Source organism: Cohnella sp. (assembly GCF_041640265.1).
Lineage (GTDB): Bacteria > Bacillota > Bacilli > Paenibacillales > Paenibacillaceae > Cohnella.
Window position 1 is genome coordinate 29516 of sequence record NZ_JBEQAP010000031.1, and the last position, 21952, is coordinate 51467.

The 21952-nt window shown below is 47.7% G+C and carries 17 protein-coding genes, 2 tRNA genes and 1 pseudogene; 5 read left to right on the forward strand and 15 right to left on the reverse strand.

Annotated features, from left to right (window positions below):
* Positions 1–121: 121 nt before the first annotated feature.
* From lonB to ACESLK_RS19710, 7 genes are all read right to left on the reverse strand, one after another.
* Positions 122–1885, reverse strand: coding sequence for an ATP-dependent protease LonB (gene lonB / locus ACESLK_RS19680; RefSeq protein WP_373231405.1), 1764 nt, complete (start codon positions 1883–1885; stop codon positions 122–124).
* A 119-nt stretch (positions 1886–2004) separates the two neighbouring features.
* Positions 2005–5277, reverse strand: a complete 3273-nt coding sequence (locus ACESLK_RS19685) for a DEAD/DEAH box helicase (RefSeq protein WP_373231406.1) — start codon at positions 5275–5277, stop codon at positions 2005–2007.
* 42 nt (positions 5278–5319) lie between these two features.
* On the reverse strand, positions 5320–6417 hold the full coding sequence (ispG, locus tag ACESLK_RS19690; RefSeq protein WP_373231407.1) for a flavodoxin-dependent (E)-4-hydroxy-3-methylbut-2-enyl-diphosphate synthase: 1098 nt from the start codon (positions 6415–6417) through the stop codon (positions 5320–5322).
* Between the two features lie 119 nt (positions 6418–6536).
* Positions 6537–7793 carry an ATP-dependent protease ATP-binding subunit ClpX gene (gene clpX, locus ACESLK_RS19695; RefSeq protein ID WP_373231408.1) on the reverse strand — a complete coding sequence of 419 codons (1257 nt, stop codon included), beginning with the start codon at positions 7791–7793 and terminating at the stop codon, positions 6537–6539.
* A gap of 12 nt (positions 7794–7805) precedes the next feature.
* Complete coding sequence (gene clpP / locus ACESLK_RS19700; RefSeq protein WP_373231409.1) at positions 7806–8405, reverse strand: ATP-dependent Clp endopeptidase proteolytic subunit ClpP; 600 nt, start codon at positions 8403–8405, stop codon at positions 7806–7808.
* Between the two features lie 179 nt (positions 8406–8584).
* Positions 8585–9874: a trigger factor gene (gene tig / locus ACESLK_RS19705; RefSeq protein WP_373231410.1), complete on the reverse strand. Its 1290-nt coding sequence runs from the start codon at positions 9872–9874 to the stop codon at positions 8585–8587.
* Between the two features lie 110 nt (positions 9875–9984).
* Positions 9985–10992, reverse strand: a complete 1008-nt coding sequence (locus ACESLK_RS19710; protein ID WP_373231411.1) for a hypothetical protein — start codon at positions 10990–10992, stop codon at positions 9985–9987.
* 130 nt (positions 10993–11122) lie between these two features.
* Between ACESLK_RS19710 and ACESLK_RS19715 the strand changes: the two genes are divergently transcribed.
* Together ACESLK_RS19715 and ACESLK_RS19720 are read left to right on the forward strand one after the other, a co-directional pair.
* Positions 11123–11196, forward strand: a tRNA-Gly gene (locus ACESLK_RS19715).
* A gap of 568 nt (positions 11197–11764) precedes the next feature.
* A tRNA-Arg gene (locus ACESLK_RS19720) sits at positions 11765–11841 on the forward strand.
* A gap of 112 nt (positions 11842–11953) precedes the next feature.
* Here ACESLK_RS19720 and ACESLK_RS19725 read toward each other — a convergent pair.
* Positions 11954–12280, reverse strand: a pseudogene (locus ACESLK_RS19725) (Gfo/Idh/MocA family protein); the annotation flags it as partial.
* A 275-nt stretch (positions 12281–12555) separates the two neighbouring features.
* Here ACESLK_RS19725 and ACESLK_RS19730 point away from each other — a divergent pair.
* A complete protein-coding gene (locus ACESLK_RS19730; protein ID WP_373231412.1) occupies positions 12556–13446 on the forward strand; it encodes a YihY/virulence factor BrkB family protein in 891 nt (296 codons plus the stop codon).
* Positions 13447–13713: 267 nt separating this feature from the next.
* On the opposite strand, the gene ACESLK_RS19735 is transcribed toward ACESLK_RS19730, so the two are convergent.
* Both ACESLK_RS19735 and ACESLK_RS19740 read right to left on the reverse strand, forming a co-directional pair.
* Complete coding sequence (locus ACESLK_RS19735; protein WP_373231413.1) at positions 13714–14064, reverse strand: hypothetical protein; 351 nt, start codon at positions 14062–14064, stop codon at positions 13714–13716.
* Between the two features lie 24 nt (positions 14065–14088).
* Positions 14089–14418 (reverse strand): hypothetical protein, encoded by a 330-nt coding sequence (locus ACESLK_RS19740; RefSeq protein ID WP_373231414.1) that lies wholly within the window; start codon positions 14416–14418, stop codon positions 14089–14091.
* Positions 14419–14555: 137 nt separating this feature from the next.
* On the opposite strand from ACESLK_RS19740, the gene asnB reads away from it, so the two are divergent.
* Complete coding sequence (gene asnB / locus ACESLK_RS19745) at positions 14556–16412, forward strand: asparagine synthase (glutamine-hydrolyzing) (RefSeq protein WP_373231415.1); 1857 nt, start codon at positions 14556–14558, stop codon at positions 16410–16412.
* Positions 16413–16472: 60 nt separating this feature from the next.
* Here the strand turns inward: asnB and ACESLK_RS19750 are convergent, their stop codons facing one another.
* The 3 genes from ACESLK_RS19750 to ACESLK_RS19760 all read right to left on the reverse strand — a co-directional run bounded on the left by ACESLK_RS19750 (position 16473) and on the right by ACESLK_RS19760 (position 19055).
* The gene (locus ACESLK_RS19750) at positions 16473–17108 is read right to left on the reverse strand and encodes an XTP/dITP diphosphatase (RefSeq protein WP_373231416.1); all 636 of its coding nucleotides are present in this window, start codon (positions 17106–17108) and stop codon (positions 16473–16475) included.
* Positions 17105–17851 carry a ribonuclease PH gene (gene rph, locus ACESLK_RS19755; RefSeq protein WP_373231417.1) on the reverse strand — a complete coding sequence of 249 codons (747 nt, stop codon included), beginning with the start codon at positions 17849–17851 and terminating at the stop codon, positions 17105–17107. Before rph ends, ACESLK_RS19750 begins: the two co-directional genes overlap by 4 nt.
* A gap of 136 nt (positions 17852–17987) precedes the next feature.
* Positions 17988–19055, reverse strand: coding sequence for a GerMN domain-containing protein (locus ACESLK_RS19760; RefSeq protein WP_373231418.1), 1068 nt, complete (start codon positions 19053–19055; stop codon positions 17988–17990).
* 159 nt (positions 19056–19214) lie between these two features.
* Between ACESLK_RS19760 and ACESLK_RS19765 the strand changes: the two genes are divergently transcribed.
* Complete coding sequence (locus ACESLK_RS19765) at positions 19215–19763, forward strand: phosphatidylglycerophosphatase A family protein (protein WP_373231419.1); 549 nt, start codon at positions 19215–19217, stop codon at positions 19761–19763.
* Positions 19764–20144: 381 nt separating this feature from the next.
* On the opposite strand, the gene ACESLK_RS19770 is transcribed toward ACESLK_RS19765, so the two are convergent.
* Both ACESLK_RS19770 and ACESLK_RS19775 read right to left on the reverse strand, forming a co-directional pair.
* Complete coding sequence (locus ACESLK_RS19770; RefSeq protein ID WP_373231420.1) at positions 20145–21167, reverse strand: MBL fold metallo-hydrolase; 1023 nt, start codon at positions 21165–21167, stop codon at positions 20145–20147.
* On the reverse strand, positions 21164–21925 hold the full coding sequence (locus ACESLK_RS19775; protein ID WP_373231421.1) for a class I SAM-dependent methyltransferase: 762 nt from the start codon (positions 21923–21925) through the stop codon (positions 21164–21166). The genes ACESLK_RS19770 and ACESLK_RS19775 overlap by 4 nt, the downstream gene beginning before the upstream one ends.
* Between the last annotated feature and the right edge of the window lie 27 nt (positions 21926–21952).

Below are 21952 nucleotides of genomic sequence, written 5' to 3' on the forward strand. Positions count from 1 at the left end.
ATTGACGCACCTCGCAATTCTGGAACGATATTCAAACACTCCAGTCATTGTATCAAATGTATTCGCTCGCCGCAAAAAAGAGGCCGCCTGAATGGGCGGCTATCTCCCTAATCTATTGTTTTTATCCTTCGATTTGGTGCATCGTACCATCTCTTGCCGAAGATTCCTTACGAATGGTTTCAGCTTGCATGACTGATCCAGCGGAAGCAGCAGCGAAGGTGTCCGACAAAGTCGGGAGCTCTGCCAGCTGGTGCTCCCGCTCCGTCCAGATCATATGCTCACCGAATACATGGCGGAATACATCTTCCATTCGATCAACCGGAATAACCCTGACTCCTTCAAGCCCTTCAAAGATCGCTTGCCAATTTTCTTTGGGAATCAGTACAGTGTCCGCGCCTGATTGGAATGCGGCCTCAACTTTGGCAATGACTCCCCCAACCGGTTTAACTCCCCCATGAATACTTACTTCTCCGGTCATTGCAAGTTTATTGTCAACGGGCTGCTTGGTCATCGCTGAGGCGATAGCTACGGCCATTGCTACGCCGGCAGATGGACCATCGACTGGCGTACCACCCGGGAAATTGATATGCAAATCGAAGTTCTCCGGTTGAAAGCCATTGCGCCTAAGTACCGTCAGTACGTTATCAAGCGAGCCCTTCGCCATGCTTTTCCTTCGTACTGACCTGCCGCCTCCGCCCAGCTCCTCTTCCTCTACGATACCCGTGATATTGAACAGCCCTTTCCCGGTTGCAGCAGGAATTGCGGTAACTTCAATTTCTAGGAGCGCCCCCATGCTGGGACCATAAACTGCTAAGCCATTAACAAGGCCGACTTGCGGCATAGATGGCACTTTGCGGTCTGGACGAGGAGGAAGCTGGCTGCTATTCACAACCCACTCCACATCGGCAGCGCTTAAATCCTCACGGTTCTCCGAAAGGGCCAGCCCTGCAGCCAATTGAATGATATTGACGGCTTCCCGGCCATTCGTAGCATATCGTTTCAAAACCTCTAGCGTAGCCGGTAGTGGGTGAAAGCCTATCTTGTTAATGGCATTTTCTGCGATTTGACCAATTTCATTAGGAAGAAGGGGGCGAAAATACACCTCCATGCATCGGCTGCGAAGTGCAGGCGGAAGATCGCCTGGTGAACGGGTTGTTGCGCCTACGAGCCTGAAGTCCGCGGGAAGTCCATTCTGAAAAATATCATGAATGTACATCGGAATATTGGTATCCTCGGCATGATAATAGGCACTCTCAAGGAATACCTTTCGATCCTCCAACACTTTTAGCAGCTTATTAAGTTGAATGGGATGCAGTTCGCCAATCTCATCGATAAACAAAATGCCCCCGTGGGCTTTCGTAACTGCACCGGGCTTGGGCTGCGGAATTCCTGCAACTCCCATTGCTCCCGCACCCTGATAAATCGGATCGTGAACCGAACCGATTAGAGGATCGGCAATTCCTCGCTCGTCAAATCGTGCTGTAGTCGCATCAATCTCCGTAAACTTGGCCTCCTGGCGGAACGGCGAAAGCTTATTCTTCTTCGCTTCCTCCAAGATGACCCGCGCTGCAGCTGTTTTTCCTACACCCGGCGGTCCGTATACAAGCACATGCTGAGGATTACTGCTGCATAGCGCTGCTTTAAGCGCACGTAAGCCTTCCTTCTGACCTACAATATCCATTATCGTCGCAGGTCTTGTTTTCTCCGAGAGCGGCTTGGTTAATGAAATTGAACGAAGCTTCCGCAGCTTGTCCATTTCCTTGCGCGATTCCCGATCTACTGCGCTGCGGTTCGTCTTCTGGTTGCGCAGCAAATTCCAAAAATAAATGCCGATAACAACGGCGAAAAACACTTGGACCAGCATAAGAATGGTGCTTATAGTCATCTGATTCATCCTCCCCGTTCACGCCTTCGGCAAGCACAGCCTTTCCTACGCAAAAAACAAAAAACCGGCATCCGGGCTATACTTGGTAGTATTGCCCGAATGCCGGAATATATAGTCACTCAGATTTCCAACAGCTCGCGAATATCGTCTTCAGTCAAGGTTGACAATGCCGCATCGCCTGATTGGATCACTTCGTCTATTAAATCTTTCTTTCGTTGCTGAAGCTCGAGCATTTTCTCTTCAATCGTTCCTTGAGCGACCAATTTAATAACTTGAACGACTTTCTTCTGTCCAATCCGGTGGGCTCTGTCTGCTGCCTGCTGCTCCACGGCGGGATTCCACCATAGATCGAATAGTACTACAGTATCGGCCCCGGTTAAATTCAATCCAGTGCCGCCCGCCTTTAAGGAGATCAGGAAGATATCCCTCGCGCCGCCGTTAAACTCATCACACATTTCAAGCCGTTTGGCGGATGGCGTCGAGCCGTCCAAATAAAAATATGGTAATTCCCTTTCATCCAGTTCCCGCTTAATAATGTCCAGCATCGAAGTAAACTGGGAGAAGATTAACATCCGCTTGCTGCTGCCTTGGCACTCCTCGATAATTTCCAAGAGCTGCTCCAGCTTGCCGGAGGTTCCCTCGTACCCGCTTACGAATAAAGCAGGGTGACAGCATAGCTGTCTTAAGCGAGTCAAGCCTGCTAAAATTTTCATCCGGTTTTTCTGGAAACCATCCGCAGCTAGATCTTTAACGATGTCGTTCTGCAATTTCTCCAGGTATGCCAAGTAAAGCTGCTTCTGCTCTGTAGAGAGCTCGGAGGGCTGGACACTCTCAATCTTGTCCGGCAATTCCTTCAGCACTTCGCTCTTCAGCCGGCGTAATATGAATGGTTTAACCATTCTTGCAACCTTCTCCCTAGTGAGATCGGAGAATGCCTTTCTACCGCTGAACAAGCCAGGGAATATCGCTTCGAATATAGACCACAGTTCCTCGAGAGAGTTCTCGATCGGGGTTCCCGTCAGAGCGAACCGTTGCCCCGCTTGCAATCTACGAACGGCATGCGAAGTTAGTGAGGCATGATTTTTAATCGCTTGCGCTTCGTCCAGGAACAAGGTCCGGAAGCTCTGCTTCTCGTACCACTCAATGTCTCTGCGCAGCAAAGGGTACGAGGTAATCCATACATCGACATCTCTCATGTCCGACATCAGCTCGCTGCGCTCCTGTCTATCTCCAGCCGCTACAACCGTTCTCAGCTGCGGAGCGAACTTCTTGCATTCACGCTCCCAGTTGTAAATGAGCGAGGCAGGAGAAACAATGAGCACAGGAGAAGGCGTAACACCCTCTTCTATTTGTTTAGCCGTCTCCGAAACGATATAAGCGATACTTTGTATCGTTTTCCCAAGTCCCATATCATCCGCGAGAATACCGCCTAGACGATACTCGGATAACGTCTTCAGCCACTGGAACCCATATTTCTGATAATCTCTAAGCACAGGGTCGAGAAAAGGCGGAATTTCGAAATCCAAATTATCCGGATTTCGAAGATTATCCCATAGCCTTCTTAAAGCCTTGCCTAGTTGAACTCCGGGTGTCTTGCCGAACTGATCCATCAATTGAAACCCGCGAAGAGCCGGCATCCGTATTCGATTACCATTCAATTCAGGTCTCTTCAGGTCCAGCTCTTCAAACAACCGATGGATTTCCTTAAAGCTCTCCTGCTCCAAAGACAGGAAAGCTCCACCCGGCATCCGGTAATATTTCTTCTTCTCCACTAGGTTGCGAAGAAGATTCTGAATTTCCTGTTCGTCCATACCCTCCATGTCAAAGGACACTTCAAGCCAATTCGTTCCTACATCCACGTCCAAGCGCGCTCTAGGCTGGTACTGGACTACTCTCATGACCTCTTTAACAGAGTTGGTGGCATAGATCTCGACATCACTGTCTAGTTGAGGCAATATGCCGTACAAGAAATCATAAATGTCGTCTTCCTGGTCCAGATATACTTCTTTCCCGTTGAATTTAAAGGAAGATCTTTCAATTAAGCTCATTATTCGGTTTTCCCGGTCAAGATCACGCATCAGGATAACGTCTTCTCTTGCATTTTTCATCGCTTTCTGCGGCAAGGGAGTTATGATCATATCATCATAAACGTACTCCAGTCTTGCGAGCAGCCTATCATCCTCGAAATCGAGGTGCAGCTTAGCTTCTAAGGGGGGATTCACGATTCTGTCTGCGATTTGCGGAGAGATCTCTACATTCACGAACTGTTTCAAGCCGCGTACAACCCGATCAATGAAAGCTTCAATTTGCTCCGGGGCGATAAGTAACCGAGTATTTTTCTCATAATGAAACATCTTCTTCAGATCCGATATCCGCTTAAGCTGGTCAGGATCAGACTTGAAAAAAAGGCCATTAACAATCGCGATACCATAATTATCAAGGAACGTGGAATTTTTGAGTCCCTCAATTTCGAGCTGATAACCTTCTCCTAGAGCTTTGTTTAGTTGAACGGAAATCGGAAGAGGCCCCTCCATCATTTCCATTCGATGATTACCGCTTTTTTCTTCGAAGCTGATGTTCACATGCGCAAGCAAAGGCAGCAGCCTTTCCCAGATCGCAGGGGGGATTACCAAAATCCGTTCTTCTCTAAGCGAGTATGAGGAAAAGGAGTGGAATAGATCCTTGTATATTTCCTCGGCATTCATCGCTTCGATTAGCAGCTGAATAACCTGATTGTCATGCGCCCTAAAAAAATGCTCGGAAGGATCGAAGGTGAAGTGTTTGGCAAACATCATCGGTGTGCCGGCATCGGCATGCTTCAGAAAATCTTTTATTCGCTGCACGATGTAAAGCCGGGATACTCCGACCTTCATCGAAATCGCAAACATCGGCTTATTAGTAAAGCTTTTAACGACTTTACAAAAGAATTCGACCTCTAGTGGCTGTGAGTCTGTGAAATCAATATCTTCCTGCGATAGCTCGGATTGCCTAGTTAATGTACGGTCGAACAGAAAAATAACCTGTCGGGTAAGATGTGAATCCTTCTCGGAGATTTCTTCGTCCGGCCGCGAGATTTCCTCTGGCTTTTCGTCCATTAACGTCATAAGAACAGCGGCAATATGCTTGCAGTAAGATAAAGGGGAATAGGCCGTGCACTCACAGGAAGCGCCAACCTCCCCATTTTCAGCGATCTCGATTTCTACGTTGTAACGGCTTTGTTCATTTCCTTTTACGAGAGCCCGGTAACCTAATCCATCCGCTTCTTGCTTGACGGAAATAACTTGACCGGAGCGGAAATAAGCTTCACCCCGCATATAGGAAGCTGCATCGCATAGCTCTTGTATACTCTGCTTAGTAAGAGAAAGCTTAGCTACTTCCCTGCCCAGTACCATTATGCATCAACCCGCATTTCCCAGTATTTCTTCAATATTTCTTCAATGCTTCCGACCTGGAATGACTCCCGTTTCATTGTAGGAGCTTACGATTTGGTCAATTTCCTTCTTCAGTTCACTCACTAAATCGGCTTCTGGTACTTTACGTATCATTTCACCATAACGGAAGAGCATACCCTCGCCGCGTGCTCCAGCAATCCCGATATCCGCCTCACGAGCTTCACCGGGACCATTAACCGCACAACCGAGTACAGATACTTTAATAGGCACCTTCAGCTTGGATAAATACTCCTCAACCTCATTAGCAACTGCGAACAGATCGATATCTAGGCGGCCGCATGTCGGACAAGAAACAAGTGTCGGCGCATCCGTAATCAGTCCAAAAACCTTCAGCATCTCACGAGCAACCTTGATTTCTTCAACGGGGTCTGCGCTTAAGGATATACGCATGGTATTCCCGATGCCCGCATTCAGTAATACGCCAAGCCCTGCAGCACTCTTAATTGTACCTGAGAACAGAGTGCCCGCCTCTGTAATGCCCAAGTGGAGCGGATAGCGAATGACTTGAGCAGCTTTAGTATACGCGTCGATTGCCATAGGAACGTCAGAAGCTTTAAGAGAGACAATAATGTCGTGAAAATCGAGTTCTTCGAGAATGCCGATGTGGAATAAAGCACTCTCCACCATTGCTTCAGGTGTCGGATATCCGTATTTCTCCAGCAAGTGATTTTCCAGAGAACCCGCATTAACGCCGATCCGAATCGGAATTCCCCGCTCCTTGCAAGCCTTGACGACAGCTTCGACTTTTTCCCGCCGTCCAATATTACCTGGATTGATCCGGACCTTATCTATACCGTTCTCGATAGCTAGAAGCGCCAATCGATGGTCGAAATGAATATCCGCAACCAAAGGAATATTGATCTCTCTTTTAATCGATTTGATCGCTTCTGCAGCTTCTTTATTGTTAACAGTGACGCGAACGATCTGACAGCCCGCTTCCTCTAACCGTTTGATCTCAGCAACAGTTGCAGCTACATCAGCCGTCTTCGTTGTGCACATGCTCTGCAGGATAACTTCGTTACTCCCGCCAATGGTCAAATTACCAACTCGCACGGGTACGGTATCTGTACGTTTGAACATAAGGTTTCTCCCCTGTATACGCCAAAGTCCACCCCGCATGATAGGCAGGGTGGAACCGGCAAATCTAGGCGAACTCCGCATGGCCGAAAGGCCTTAATGCGGCTTTCGTCCTGCTCCCGTTACGCGCTCTCTTCTTTTTTCTTGCCCTTCTTAGTCGTAAGCTCTGGGATAATCTTCTCCTTGATAACCTTCTCGGTTACCAAGCAAGTAACGACGTCATCACGGGAAGGTACTTCATACATCACGTCGAGCATGATACCCTCAATGATTGCCCGTAATCCCCGTGCTCCCGTATTCCGTTTGATCGCTTCACGAGCGATTTCATCAAGCGCGCCGCTCTCGAACTCGAGCTTCACATTGTCCATTTCAAGCAGCTTCTGATACTGCTTCACAAGTGCGTTCTTCGGTTCCGACAGGATGCGTACAAGAGCTTCCTCATCAAGCGGCTCAAGTGTGGAAATGACTGGAAGACGGCCTACAAACTCAGGGATAAGCCCGAACTTGAGCAGATCTTCCGGCTGAGCCAATGACAAGTATTCTCCAGGCTTCATTTCCTTCTGGCCCTCGAGTGCGGAGCTGAACCCAATGACCTTCTTGCCGATCCGGCGTTTGATTAACTGCTCTAGTCCGTCGAAAGCACCGCCGCAAATGAACAGGATGTTCGTAGTATCAATCTGGATAAACTCTTGATGAGGATGCTTACGTCCACCCTGAGGAGGAACGGAAGCGACAGTGCCTTCGAGAATCTTGAGCAGCGCTTGCTGCACGCCTTCACCGGAGACATCCCTCGTAATGGAAGGGTTCTCGGATTTGCGTGCTACTTTATCGATTTCGTCGATGTAAATAATTCCGCGTTCGGCCTTCTCTACATCGTAATCTGCTGCTTGAATGAGTTTAAGCAATATATTCTCGACGTCTTCGCCGACATAACCAGCTTCAGTCAATGAAGTTGCATCAGCGATCGCGAATGGAACGTTAATGATCTTCGCCATCGTCTGAGCGAGCAAGGTTTTACCAGATCCGGTAGGTCCGACTAACATGATATTACTCTTCTGAAGTTCAACATCCTCTAGCTTCGCTTGCGAGTTGATCCGCTTGTAGTGGTTGTATACCGCTACAGACAATGATTTCTTCGCTTGATCTTGTCCGATTACATATTGATCCAGAATATTGCGAATATCCTTTGGCTTCGGAATATCCTTCATATCGAGCTCTTCTTCGTGGCCGAGCTCCTCTTCTACGATTTCCGTGCAAAGTTCAATGCATTCATCGCATATATAGACGCCAGGACCAGCAACAAGTTTGCGAACCTGATCCTGTGACTTACCGCAGAATGAACATTTTAACTGGCCTTTTTCGTCGCTAAATTTAAACATAGTAACCCTCCTTTAGGATACAGTCGGTGCGGGAATCGGTGATGTAATTACCCTATCGACTAATCCGTATTGCATTGCATCTTCCGCACTCATGAAATTATCACGATCCGTATCCCGGTCAATCTTCTCATAAGTCTGTCCGGTACGTTCAACGTAAATCTTGTTCAGCTTTTCTTTCGTCTTGATGATCCATTCCGCATGAATCTTAATATCGGATGCCTGACCTCTTACCCCGCCTAGCGGTTGATGAATCATAATCTCGCTATTAGGCAATGCAAAACGTTTACCTGCAGCTCCGGCAGTAAGCAGTAAAGAACCCATGCTCGCGGCCATCCCCACACAAATCGTAGAGACGTCAGGCTTAATGAATTGCATCGTATCATAGATTCCCATACCGGCAGTGACTGAGCCGCCAGGAGAGTTAATATAAAGGTGGATATCCTTCTCTGGATCCTCTGCTGCCAAGAAAAGCAGTTGGGCTATGACGAGATTGGCGACGTCGTCATCAATCGCGCTTCCGAGAAAAATGATCCGGTCCTTCAAAAGCCTAGAATAGATGTCGTACGACCGTTCTCCACGATTCGTTTGTTCGACGACCATTGGTATCAACATGCATCCAACCCCTTTTCCCTTTTGGACTTCAAATCTCGGTAATATTTTAACACGTTCAAAACGGAATGTCATGTTGACGAGTTGTAACCAATCGAACAAGCTAACTTCCGGTAATACGAATATGTATTCGGGGTGAAAAATAAGGCACGCGAGTTACACGTGCCTTATCGTAATATTGCTTAAGCTGATTTGCTGTTTTCTACTAGGAACTTCACTGCTTTGCGTACTTTCAGGTCTGACCCTAGGTTTTCTAGGTAGCCGTTCGCAGCAAAAATATCACGAAGCTCTTGTGATGGTCGATTATATAGCTTGGAAAGATTCTCTAGCTCTTCATCGATATCGGCATCGGATACTTCCAGCTTCTCCGCTTTTGCAATTTCTTCAAGAACAAGATTGTTGCGAACGCGCTTCTCAGCATCGCCCTTCATTTGCTCTTTGAGCGCAGCTTCATCTTGACCGCTGAACTGGAAGTACAATTCCAAGTTCATGCCTTGCTGACGCAAGCGGTTCTCGAAGTCCTTCATCATGTCCGTGATTTCGTTATCGACCATTACTTGTGGAATTTCCAGCTCGGCAGCTTCTGTCGCCTTGTCAACGATAGCTGTTTCACGGGCGACTTCCGCATCCTTGGCTTTGCGTTCTGCTAGCTTGCTCGACAAATCGGCTTTGTACTCATCCAATGTATCGAACTCGCTGACGTCCTTAGCGAATTCATCGTCGAGAGCAGGAAGGTTTTTGCGTTTAATTTCGTGCAGTGTCACTTTGAAAACAACCGGTTTGCCCGCAAGATTCTCGGCTTGATAGTTTTCCGGGAAAGTGACGTTAATTTCTTTCTCTTCAGCGATGTTAAGACCCACAACCTGCTCCTCGAAGCCAGGGATGAAAGAACCGGAGCCTAGCTCAAGCGCATACCGCTCGCCTTTGCCGCCCTCGAACGGTTCGCCGTCCAAGAAGCCTTCGAAGTCAATGACCGTATGATCTCCAGCTTGTGCTGGACCTTCTTCCATCACAACCAGCTCAGCATGTCGCTGTTGCAGACGTTCGAGTTCAGCAGCAATCTCTTCGTCCGAGACAGTTGCTTCTTGGGCAGGAACTTCCAAGCCTTTGTAAGCGCCAAGCTTAACTTCAGGTTTAACCGTTACTTTAGCTTTGAATTTGAAGGATTGGCCCTTACCAAATTGTTCTACGTCTACATCCGGACGATCGATTGGTTCAACGCCTGTTTCCTCAATCGCTTTCGTGTAAGCTTCAGGAAGCAGAATATCAATCGCATCTTGGTAGAGGCTCTCAATTCCGAAACGAGCTTCGAATATACCGCGCGGCACTTTACCTTTGCGAAATCCTGGTACATTTACTTTCTGAACGACTTTGCGAAATGCCTTGTCCAATGCTAGAGATACTTGCTCCGCATCAATTTCAACGTTTAGAACCCCAACGTTCTTCTCTATCTTTTCCCAGTTTGCTATCATATTATGCTTTCCCCTCCGTAACATCTTACCGCTTCGATGCGGTCATTCACCTAAACCAAACCACTCTATTATAGAACAACATCACGCCTCATTCAAGGCGGTAATTCCAATCAATGAGGAGTCGAGCGCGGCTCAATGGAATATTGACGCAGTGAACGAAGCGCTTGCTCATATCGAAACCGCAATTCACCCGTAATTCCATATTGCTCCCTGATCCACTCGTCCCCTTGTTTGCCATGCAATTTCTCCATCAGCACTTGATGTAAAGCCGCCCCCCAAAGATCGCTTACGCTATCCTCATCTTCAATCATGCTTCTGTATATCTGGGTTCCATAAGCGACTTCGACGAATTCCTTCCACATCTCATCTGCAAAGTAAGAAAGCGTTGGGTCGGACACCTCAGTCGCTTGATGAACCCTCTCGAGCACTTGATGAATGCCTTGCGGAAAATCGGTGAAAGAAATCGGTGTATCCTCTGCCTCAATACTAAGGCTTTCTCCGTTTCTCCAGAAGGCAACCTGTCCAGTTACGCCTTGCTTACGTAAAACCTGAAGGGCTCGGAATTGTACAGGCGGGATATATTCTTCTCTCGCCAGCCATTGGCGCAAGGAAATCTCAATGTCCGGATGGGTCAAATGCATCAATTGACCCAGAACCAAAAGCTGCTGCTCTGGGTCGTCTCCGTTATAGAGAGTTGCTAATAACTGAGGAATATACTCGGGATCCGTTAATGAGCGGTCAGTCACCCGCTGCCTGATCCAGTCTTCTTCTTCCTGCGACTCTTCTCCATCCTCTATACCCAAAGCTTCCGATATCGAACCGCTCTCAACCTCGGGGAACGCCGCTTCTAACCAGCCCAGCAGCGCCTGCCATTCTGTATGATAGCGCTCAGCGTTTCCATGACATTGCAGGAGGAAATGGAGTAGTGCTTTAGAATCACCGTAACGTTCCGTCTCTAACATCTTGGTCAATTGAATTTGATAATAATCCAATGTCTTTGGAAATAATACCAAGTTATCCTTGGCGTGATCCGTCATGAGATACTCCCCTTCCATGTAAAACGGCTTCGCCGTCATTAGGATGGCGGTATGTATTCGCTTGGCTCGATTCTTTCGCATTATATCATGAACGCCAGGCAAAATGAAAAAGTGAAGAAGGTTATGAAATGATGATTAACTGCATCAAGCTTTCCATCTATTGAAATTGGTCTTCCAGATATGCTATGATACGTCATGTTTCAGTTGACATGCGGGTGTAGTTCAGTGGCAGAACGCCAGCTTCCCAAGCTTGAGGCGAGGGTTCGATTCCCTTCACCCGCTCCATAATGAATTTACTTCCCCGGAAGGGAAACGGACCCTCAGCGGTTCGACCGTCCGTAAAAGCTTCCTTGAATAATCCCAGTAGGACGCGCGTCGACTTCATCTTCCACTCGTTCCCGAACGGGAACCTTTTAATCCGAGATGTCGAGTATTCCCTTCACCCGCTCCATAATTAACTTACTAAAGCCCTGCCTAGCACGGCTTTTTTTAACAGGGTGAATAGATATCGAACTGTAAAAACTACAGGTCTTTAGAGATTATACCACCGCTCCAATTTACAACCTGTATTATGTGCAGGAGAAATCAAGCAAAAACCTTGGAATTGCGATAAATCACCTAAAACAACTGTACTAAATACAGCTTATTTATCCCTGAACCCCCGATTCAAGTAAAACAACTGCACTAAATGCAGGTTAGGCGAAAAAATAGGCGCATCACTCTCCTAAGCTAATGGACTTTAAATGGCGGGTGCTGCCGCGAAACTGTATTAAAGATGCTTCAAGAGTTCAGGACAAGGAATTAATTAGACCTTGCATAACGATGAAGTATTGTGCTATGATAGTTCTCGCGTGTCTCAGTAGCTCAGCTGGATAGAGCAACGCCCTTCTAAGGCGTCGGTCGGGGGTTCGAATCCCTCCTGGGACGCCATTCCATATTCAATTATAATAAAGCTCGTTATTGTGGCGTCATTCATGCCCAGTAATGGGCTTTTTTTGAACTCTAGATCGGTCCATATTCGCTTTATTCAAACGGATAACGCAAATTCCATTGTTTCTTCACCCTTCACATGCAAGCTCGCAGATCGACCAAACAAGAACATAGGGATATGGATATAGCCCTTTGTGCCTGAACGGCTCCATTTAGAATAGCTGTCTGTCTTGCCCCCTTCGTATTCCATCGGCAGAGAGAACTGCTCATCGACTCCAGTCGCTCCAATTCTTGCGCTGCTTTTGATGGTTACCGGCTGAGTACCGAAGACCATGGAAGCAAATGATACAGGATAAATACCGGCATCCAGTAATGCCCCGCCGCCAAGATCGGGATCCAGCAGACGACTCTCAGGCTGCCAACCGATATCGAAGCCGAAGGCAACTGCATCTAACTGCGCTCCTTCTGCGAACCCCAGATCCTTTACGAAAAGCTTGGAAATACCTCCAGGCCCTGCAATACCCCATTTGATTGGCGTACCGTCATCGTTTCAACTACTCCTTCTATATTCTTCTTCACTCTTCAGATAAACCCATTATCTCATATTGATTTTTTTTTGCAGGTTTGTTTTGCACCAAAAACATGTTTAACTGCTACCCCCTTTTCGTTTAATAGGTGATATTGAATCCAACATGGGCAAAAGGAGGCACTCAAATGAAAATAAAAGAAAAAGTGATCGAATTCGTACTCTGTTTAGTTTCCCGCTTCCGAGAAGACGATGTTCCTTCTCTGGGTGCCCAATTGACTTATTATTTAATTCTTGCTTTTTTCCCCTTTTTGATTTTCCTAGTGAGTATAATCGGTTTCGCCCATCTTTCAGCAGATGCGTTAATTGCCGAGTTTATTCGCGTAATGCCTTCCGATACGGGAACAACGGTTAGAGAGATCATAATTGAAGTTACTGAGAATCGTAATGGCGCTTTGCTTTCCTTAGGTATGCTGGCAACGATCTGGGCCTCCTCTAATGGCGTGAACGCTATAATTAAAGGGTTGAATAAGGCCTACGACGAGGAAGAAGACAGACCCTTCTGGAAGGTCCGCGGAATGTCAGTGCTCGCGACGTTTGTTCTCGCTATCGTTATCCTCATAAGTATGGTGATGCTTGTCTTCGGCAGAAGGATCGGAGAATACTTCTTTCAGTGGATGAACTATCCCGCAGGCTTCAAGCTTATATGGGGTGTATTAAAGCTTGTGATTCCAGTAATCGCCCTCTTCTCTGTCTTTATGCTTCTTTACCGGGTGACACCAAACCGAAGGCTAACGTGGAGAGCGGTAATTCCGGGCTCTATCTTTACAACGATCGGTTGGATTGTGACTTCCTTGCTATTCTCCTTCTACGTCAATCAGTTCGGTAACTATACAAAAACATACGGCAGTCTTGGCGGGATTATCGTGCTCTTGGTTTGGCTGTATTGGAGCTCCATTATCGTACTGCTTGGCGGTGAGGTTAACGCGGCATTAGTTTTCAGTAAGGAAGGAAAGATCAAATGCGAAACGAAGCAATTTGGGTTATACCTGCCTTGGATGAAGCGGAAATCGAAATAATCGTTTCCATCGGGGAGATAATCACGCGACTCACCTTTCCAAAAATAAAAATGGGCCGTATCTGAGGCGATTACCTTCAGATACAGCCCGTTCTCATAAAGACTTGAGTATAATTAGCGATTATGGGGTTTAGCCGGACTATTTTCCCCAGGGTGAAAAGTGTTGATCTTTAGCTTTTCTTCCACGAATTCTCCCCTTTTTTGGCAATTTGGTTGCCTGTGTTTTTCTTGAATTTTTCTGCCATGTCATTCTTCACCTCCCAGTTAATTAGTGCTTAAAGGTTAAATTTCTTTCAAGCTCTTCGCTAATTCCATCGACAGCCAATATTTGCTCTGCAAAATCGTCTCTGTCATTAGCCGCCAAATGGTCAGGAGATGAGAACATCGACGCAGTCAATTCTTCGAAAGCGGAATGCAGATTATTATCAAACCAATCAATCTCTTGATCCGCATCATTGCCTATCAGCCTTACAAGCTGATACGAACCATTCTGACCAACTCGGAAATAGGCGAGCATCTGCGGATTCCGCCCATGGTCGGTTAACACTTCCACTTCCGCATAAGACTGCCCTCCCCGGTATAATACCCGGCGAAAGCGAGCCTCTTTAACCTTCATCATAAGCAACCTCCCTCCCAGCGGGGCTCAATGCAAAATATTCATGGATTCAATATGCCGCTTCGTTTCTTCATTTCCGAGCTTGTAAAGCTGCTTGTAAATATCTTTGAACAGCGCATTATAAGTCGGATCTTCCGGATTATCGCTGACCGATGGCCAACCGCTGAAGCGAAACGCGTTATCTTCATCCGCGTCTTGCAATTCCTCGAACAATTCCTGCAGCTTAGTGAGCTCATCTTCATTCGCGCGAATGGCGAATTCGAAGGCGGCCGCCTCCCGATCTTCTAAAATTTGGCCAGCTCCGACGGCTACGTAATACGTTTTTCTATTCGACTCGAGAGATGAGGTATCATTCATTTGTTAATAGGTCTCCTTCCCCCTGTTATTGAACTGTATGTCCTCTGTATTTTCTCCATGAGGACATACATTTTATGCCTTTTTTCGCATATCCATCTTATGATCGGTTGTTAAGCATAGAGGAGGGTTGAGGACATATGTGTGGAATCACCGGATGGGTTGATTGGAATCAAGATTTGACAACAAAGGCGGATACTATTGAGAAAATGACCGAAACTCTTGAGCTGCGAGGGCCTGATGCGTCCGGAACCTGGCTCTCTCGTCATTGCGCCTTTGGACATCGACGCTTGTCTGTCATGGACCCTGCGAATGGCGCTCAGCCCATGGTATGCCCCGTTAAAACGGCAGAGCAGCATGACTGCGTGCTTATTTATAACGGTGAGCTCTATAATGCTCCTGAGCTTCGCAAAGAATTAGAGGGACTGGGATATCGCTTCCGTACAACCTGTGATACGGAAGCTTTGCTGTTGTCCTATGTAGAGTGGGGACCGGAATGTGTTGAGAAGTTTAACGGCATCTTCGCCTTTGCGATCTGGCAAACCGATGAGGAGAAATTGTTCATGGCACGAGATCGATTAGGCGTTAAACCTCTTTTTTATCGTCGAGAGGAGGGAAGGCTCTTATTCGGATCAGAGCCCAAAGCGATATTGGCACATCCAGACGTGCCTGCAGAAATTGATGCGGAGGGACTTGCGGAATTATTCGTCATCGGTCCTGCGCGCACACCTGGACATGGGGTATGGCGGAACTTCTTTGAGCTTAAGCCAGGACACTGCATGATCTATGACCGTAATGGAATGAGGATAACGACTTATTGGCAGCTTGAGAGCAAGGAGCATGAAGAGAATGAATCCGAAACTGCTGATAGAGTCGGCGCTCTGCTTGCCGATACGGTTGAGCGACAGCTTGTATCAGACGTTCCCGTATGTACTCTTCTCTCCGGTGGTCTTGATTCAAGCGCACTAACCGCAATTGCCGTCGAATATTATAAGCAAACGCAGCAAGGAGAGGTGCATACCTACTCCGTTGATTATGTAGACAACGATAAACATTTTCAAGCTCACGAATTCCAGCCGAATTCCGATGCACCATGGATCACACGGATGACCCAGCACTTATCCACCGTTCATCATCCGATACAATTCGATACTCCGGAGCTTGTGAATGCACTCGAAGCGGCTGTGCTGGCCAAGGATATGCCGGGGATGGCAGATATCGACGCTTCCCTTTATTTATTTTGCCGGGAGATTAAGAAGGAAGCTACTGTAGCCATATCGGGTGAAGCAGCGGACGAAATTTTCGGAGGGTACCCTTGGTTTCACCGGGAGGATGCTCTGCAAGCGGAAACCTTCCCTTGGTCATTGGCTACGGACATGCGTGCCGGACTTTTATCCTCAGAACTTAAAGAACAGCTGCGTCCAAAAGAATACTTAGCCGATCGGTATGCTCAGGCGGTTGCCGAGGTTCCTAAGCTGCCTGGAGAAGACTTAAGCCATGAACGGATGCGAAAGATGTCTTATTTGAATATTACCCGATTTATGCCTACTTTACTTGACCGCAAGGATCGGATGAGCATGGCGGTAGGGCTTGAGGTCCGCGTTCCCTATTGCGATCATCGCTTAGTCGAATATGTATGGAACATCCCATGGGAAATTAAAACAGCGGGGGATCGCGAGAAGGGTATTCTGAGAAAATCATTGGAGGGCGTTCTTCCGCATGACGTACTGTATCGTAAGAAAAGTCCTTACCCTAAGACCCATAACCCGAATTATTTGACCGCTGTCCGCACTCGCCTGCAGGAGAGACTGGAAGATCCGAGCTCCCCGCTTCTTCCGCTTATCAACGTATCCAGAATACGGGAGCTGATAGCTTCTTCCGATGTAAACTCTCATTTTCCCTGGTTCGGTCAGCTAATGTCGGGTCCACAGTTATTCGCTTATTTACTGCAAATGGACTACTGGTTAAGACATTACAAGGTCAAGATTATACTTTAATGGGTCGACCAAAAAAGCTGCCCGTCAATGGGCAGCTTCTTTCAAACATTCAATTGCCTTCTAGCCTTCCATCATCTCAATTAAACGCCGCAAAGCCTGTCCTCGATGACTGATTATGTTTTTCTCCTCTACCGTAAGCTCAGCCATACTCCGATTATATGAGGGAAGCCAGAAAAGGGGATCATACCCGAAGCCATCCGCACCACGGGCATGGCGAAGGATAAAACCTTCAACAGTGCCTTCGACTTGCACCTTATTGCCATCTTGCGGCTCATAGAGAGCCAGCGAGCACACAAACCGAGCAGAGCTGTGCAGCTCAGGCGATGAACGACTGCTCTCTTGAGCCTCTGCTCCCAAGGCTCTTAGCTCCCGCAGCAGCTTTGCGTTATTGGCTTTATCCGTTGCAGCCTCTCCCGCATAACGAGCCGAATAGACACCGGGCGCACCATCAAGAGCATCTACGCACAAGCCTGAATCGTCAGCTAATACTGGCAATCCCGTGGCATCCGCTGCGATCTTCGCTTTTATAAAAGCATTATCCGCGAACGTTTTTCCAGTTTCTTCAATCACGGGGATTCCCTCAACTTCATGAAGGTCCTTTACGTTGATCCCAAGATGCTGAAGGGCTTCGCGAAACTCCTTCGTCTTTCCTTTGTTTCGCGTGGCCAGCAGTATTGTGCTGCCCTCCACGATCATGCTTTACCCCCGCCAATCCGTTCGCCAGCGATACCCAGAGTATCCTTCTGCAGCTGAACAAGCTTCAGAATTCCTTCCTCAGCAAGAGTAAGCATGCTATCGAGCTCCTTACGAGTAAATGGAGCTTCCTCCCCCGTACCCTGAACCTCCACGAACGTACCTGCGCCAGTCATAACGACATTCATATCGACCTTGGCCTTCGAGTCTTCTTCATAGTTCAAATCAACGGCTGGTTGCTCTTGGATAACACCCACGCTAATGGATGCCAAATAATCCGTGAGCGGATATTTATCGAAATTCACCGTGCCGGCAAGCTTATGAATGGCAAGCGCTAAAGCAATATATGCTCCCGTTATCGAGGTTGTCCGTGTCCCTCCATCTGCTTGAAGCACGTCACAATCGAGCGTAATCGTTCTTTCACCTAGCGCATGCAGGTTAACAACCGATCGGAGTGCGCGGCCAATTAAACGCTGGATTTCCATTGTTCTTCCGGTCAGCTTGCCTTTAACGGCTTCTCTTTGATTACGGGTATGCGTAGCTCGGGGCAGCATGGAATATTCCGCTGTTACCCATCCTTTGCCTTGCCCTTTGAGAAAAGGGGGAATTCTTTCTTCCACAGAAGCTGTACAAAGCACTTTGGTATTCCCAGCTTCGATCAGGACAGAGCCCTCTGCATATTTATTCGGATGTAACGTAACCGTGAAAGGTCTCAGGTCACGAAATTGTCTGCCATCGGATCTCATTTCTTTTCCTCCTAAGTAAAACGGCTTCGTCGTCTTTCGGACAACCCCGCACGTTTGTATCGAGCGATCATATACTGAATCTCCCCCATTTTACCAAAGGTTTGCCGATAAAGCATCTTATCTTACATCCGCAGCCTCAACGTTGATAAACGTTAATCGGAGTCGGACGGGTTACAGGATATTCGTACGAGTTTTTGTCCGAATCCACTAATGAGTCATCACCGTTCAGAACGACTCTTACTTGCGGAGTATCTGTCGCCTCAGTCAAGGTGAGGACAAGTGCTTCCATCATTTCCGCTGGAACCGCTGCTTCCGGTTTCCTTTGGGTATCACGCAATGAAACGTTTATAGTGTCCGCCATCTGTGAAAGCTGTTCAATAGACATCCCTTTAGAAAGGACAGAACTTAGCTTGGAATTTTGCGGCCCTAGTATAAGCTGCTCTAGTGCAGCTTTGGCTATATCTGCTTGCCGGTTAATAAGACGGGTTACCGGCACGAAATATCCCTCTCCATCTGAGGATTGAGCTGAGAAGTATAGCGTTACTGCCATGGAACGATTAATTTGAACGCCTTTCTCGGCCTCAAGGTTGATGCCCACACCGCGGGTTAGCACTTGATCAACAGGCAATCCTGAGGCTGGAAAAGAGCGTAAGGGTTGTCCTGCGACGGATAACTTCACCTTATTGATTCCCGGAAGCTCGGTTAAGGTCCAGACAAGCGCCTCAAGTACCTTCTGTTCTTGAGAGGCAAGAATAGCAGGGAGCGGCGTGGCAAAATCAACAGCGATTGTTTGCTCGGCTTTATTCTCGCTTACGGAAGCCAGCTTCGTTCCTTCTGGCAATATCGCCTTGAAGCCCGGGGGCAATTGATCCGCTTGCTTATTGTTAACAGTCATCCAATGAATCGCTTTTTCGGCTGTTGCTTGAGTAGATGTTTGATCCCCTTCCACCCTTAATGACATGGGAGCCAAGTACCCATTGCGGTCTAGCAGATAGACGGTTATCATGTCACTTCCATCCGACATCGCCGTTGATAGGGTACCCTCGATCATCGCTTGCTCCAAGGCGGAAGGGGGCGGATCTATCTGTAATGATCCTTTCTGGCTAGGGTTGGGCACCTCGCTGCACGCGGATAACAAAGGCAGAAGCAGCAGCAAGGCCCCCCATCTGTTTGATTTTTTGTTTCTATAAGTCCCGCTTCTCATTCGCAAATCCTCCCATCTAAATATTTCCATCAGGGCGGGCTGCCGTTCCACCAACACCCTATTTGTAGTACTATGTATACGAGCCCTTGGAACAATTATGTATGTTTGTCCGTTCAAGTTCATGACGGAAGCCACTAGCTTCGGAAAGAGGTGTTGTAGATGTCTCGGCCTAACACGTACCGTCTTAACAGCAAGGAAGTCTCTAAAGCAACGGAAGAATGGTTAACGAAGCGCGGTGTTACCAAAGAGCAGATCGGGCAATTGGTTATGCTGTTGCAGAAGGATTATTATCCTGAGCTGACGCTTGCAGAGTGCGTGATTAACGTAGAATCTGTATTGTCCAAGCGGGAAGTGCAGAATGCTGTGCTAACCGGCATCCAGCTTGATATACTCGCGGAGGAAGGAAAGCTTCTTCCACCTTTGCAGGACATGATCGCATACGATGAAGGCCTTTACGGTTGCGACGAGATTTTAGCGTTAAGCATCGTGAATGTATACGGCAGTATTGGGTTTACGAACTTCGGTTACGTGGATAAACTCAAGCCTGGCGTTCTTAAAAAACTAAACGACAAAAATAGCGGAGAAATCCATACGTTCCTTGATGATATCGTAGGAGCTATCGCAGCAGCAGCATCCAGCCGAATTGCCCACCGTAAGCAAGCGGAGCGAGAAGCGATAGCTGAGGCTTTAGAAGAAGGCAAGCAATAGCGGATTCTAAACCGCATACTCGATCTTTGATGGCCTGAAGGTAACGGTGGAACCAATCGCGATCTTCTGAGCGCCTCTAACACGCTGGGAGCGTGTTAGAGGTGCGATAGCAGCCAGTTTTGACGGATTAAAACGCCGGGAGCGTGTTAGAGGTTCGATAGCGGCCAGTTTTGACGGATTAACGCTGGGAGCGTGTTAGAGGTGCGTTAGCAGCCAGTTTTGACGGATTAACACGCCGGGAGCGTGTTAGAGGTGTGATAGTAGCTAGTTGAGTTGGTTTTATAGGATGAGCATCCTCTTCACGGATTCCCTTAACAACTAAAAAACCCGTCTGCATGTTTTAATTGCTGTCACAGCAATTAAAACATGCAGACGGGTTTTTCACTTCCGACGATAGCGAATCAGGAATCGTCCGCCAAGTCCCTCCATCGCAAACCCCGTATCCGATCTAACGACGATTCCACGATTCTCCAATTGGATGATATGAGCGATCGTCTCCGCAAGCGCGAATCTCAACTGATGAGCATTACTTCTAAGGCGAGTGCTGAATAGCAGCTCACACACCTCAAATGCTGATATGTCATGATCACCGAAGAGCTCAAGCATCTTCAATAGCCGTCTCTCATGATGCTCGAGAAGCTCTTCAATCCGTTGCGTAAATTGCTGAAAAGGATTCCTATGCCCAGGATAGGCCATAGTCACCTCCAGCGGCAGCATTCCCCGCAAGCTGTACAAGTAAGAGCCAAGCGGATCCGGATCGCCTTCCGGCATCCAACCGATATTCGGTGAAATATCCGGAAGCACCTGGTCCCCGCATATCAACTTGCCGCTATCGCGATTATAGAACGATAGGTGACCCGGAGCGTGACCTTCTCCCCCAATAATCTCCCAAGGCAGACCACCCATTCGAAAAACCTGACCAGCATGCAAAATGTTCATTGCCTGAGGTTGAGGAGATACTTTAGTACGGAACCCTTGCATGTGCTCACTCATGTCACCTAGCAATTCGGGAACCATTCCGTGCTGAAGGAATGCCTCTGTCAGCTCCTGCGAGAACGTTTCACGCTCCGCCCATAGTCTCACGGCGCAATCAAGGGCAACCTGAGAGAGATAGACGGGTGCTCCCGTTCGCTGCTGGAACCAGCCTGCCAACCCATAATGGTCGGGATGATGATGAGTGAGCACGATGGACTTGATTTGACCCCACTCTATCTTGTTCGCAGTCAACGTTTCCATCCAGAAAGCAATCGTCTCATCCGTTCTGAGTCCCGGATCAATGAGTGTCCAGCCATGTTCATCTGCCAACAAATACGAGTTCACCCATTTCAGGGAGAAAGGTAATGGTACCTTCACCTGTAACCAGCCATCTTCAAGCGAAGTAACGGAAATAGAAAGTTCTTTCATCCAGGACGTCTCCCCAGGAGAATAAGACGTTTGGAGCTATCTGCCGTATATGCGCTTCCTTCATAGCCGCCATAAACCGAATCTAGAACAAGCCCTGTTTGCTCCAGCATAGCTTTGAACTGCTCCAAGCTGATCAGACGAACGCGTTCCTCATAATGACGGCTTGGACCAGTATGTCCTGTCTGATCCGCCTGCGGCTTTACTTCAATCCTTTTGACCACAAATTCGCCCTCAATCGAACGCTTCTCTGAAATATGCAGCCCGGTGAGTTCATCCACCCGTACAGATGCAGATACCAGAGTGTTTTTGAGAAACGTTGGATTCAAGAAGTCAATTAGAAAACGACCCTCCGGCTTCAACACGCGTTTAATCTCTGCCAAAACCCTAATATTGTCTTTAAATTCATCGAAGTAGCCGAAGGAAGTGAACAGGTTAACGGTTGCATCAAAGGAGTCATTCTCTAGAGGAAGCTTCCTCATATCTCCTTTGATCCAAACCAAATGGCCTTCATCATCCCGTTGACGCGCCTCAGACAGCAAAACCTCAGACAAATCCAATCCCGTCACCCGATAGCCGAGCGATTTCAGCGCATGTGCATGACGCCCCGTTCCGCAGCCAATATCCAAAACTGCTGCATTTGTCTCCAAATCCATCCATTTCATCATTGAACCGATTTCTAGCTCCGCATTTTCAAGATTCCGATGACGATAGACAACCATATAATCTTCACCAAAGCTTTCGGTAAACCAATCTCCCATATGACTTTACTCCTTTTTGATACCAAA

What these genes read in the sequence shown, in the direction of transcription:
- lonB (WP_373231405.1), bottom strand. Translation starts at nt 1,885, where the DNA reads ATGACTATAAGCACCATTCTTATGCTGGTCCAAGTGTTTTTCGCCGTT.
- ACESLK_RS19685 (WP_373231406.1), bottom strand. Translation starts at nt 5,277, where the DNA reads ATGGTACTGGGCAGGGAAGTAGCTAAGCTTTCTCTTACTAAGCAGAGT.
- ispG (WP_373231407.1), bottom strand. Translation starts at nt 6,417, where the DNA reads ATGTTCAAACGTACAGATACCGTACCCGTGCGAGTTGGTAATTTGACC.
- clpX (WP_373231408.1), bottom strand. Translation starts at nt 7,793, where the DNA reads ATGTTTAAATTTAGCGACGAAAAAGGCCAGTTAAAATGTTCATTCTGC.
- clpP (WP_373231409.1), bottom strand. Translation starts at nt 8,405, where the DNA reads ATGTTGATACCAATGGTCGTCGAACAAACGAATCGTGGAGAACGGTCG.
- tig (WP_373231410.1), bottom strand. Translation starts at nt 9,874, where the DNA reads ATGATAGCAAACTGGGAAAAGATAGAGAAGAACGTTGGGGTTCTAAAC.
- ACESLK_RS19710 (WP_373231411.1), bottom strand. Translation starts at nt 10,992, where the DNA reads ATGCGAAAGAATCGAGCCAAGCGAATACATACCGCCATCCTAATGACG.
- ACESLK_RS19730 (WP_373231412.1), top strand. Translation starts at nt 12,556, where the DNA reads ATGAAAATAAAAGAAAAAGTGATCGAATTCGTACTCTGTTTAGTTTCC.
- ACESLK_RS19735 (WP_373231413.1), bottom strand. Translation starts at nt 14,064, where the DNA reads ATGATGAAGGTTAAAGAGGCTCGCTTTCGCCGGGTATTATACCGGGGA.
- ACESLK_RS19740 (WP_373231414.1), bottom strand. Translation starts at nt 14,418, where the DNA reads ATGAATGATACCTCATCTCTCGAGTCGAATAGAAAAACGTATTACGTA.
- asnB (WP_373231415.1), top strand. Translation starts at nt 14,556, where the DNA reads ATGTGTGGAATCACCGGATGGGTTGATTGGAATCAAGATTTGACAACA.
- ACESLK_RS19750 (WP_373231416.1), bottom strand. Translation starts at nt 17,108, where the DNA reads ATGATCGTGGAGGGCAGCACAATACTGCTGGCCACGCGAAACAAAGGA.
- rph (WP_373231417.1), bottom strand. Translation starts at nt 17,851, where the DNA reads ATGAGATCCGATGGCAGACAATTTCGTGACCTGAGACCTTTCACGGTT.
- ACESLK_RS19760 (WP_373231418.1), bottom strand. Translation starts at nt 19,055, where the DNA reads ATGAGAAGCGGGACTTATAGAAACAAAAAATCAAACAGATGGGGGGCC.
- ACESLK_RS19765 (WP_373231419.1), top strand. Translation starts at nt 19,215, where the DNA reads ATGTCTCGGCCTAACACGTACCGTCTTAACAGCAAGGAAGTCTCTAAA.
- ACESLK_RS19770 (WP_373231420.1), bottom strand. Translation starts at nt 21,167, where the DNA reads ATGAAAGAACTTTCTATTTCCGTTACTTCGCTTGAAGATGGCTGGTTA.
- ACESLK_RS19775 (WP_373231421.1), bottom strand. Translation starts at nt 21,925, where the DNA reads ATGGGAGATTGGTTTACCGAAAGCTTTGGTGAAGATTATATGGTTGTC.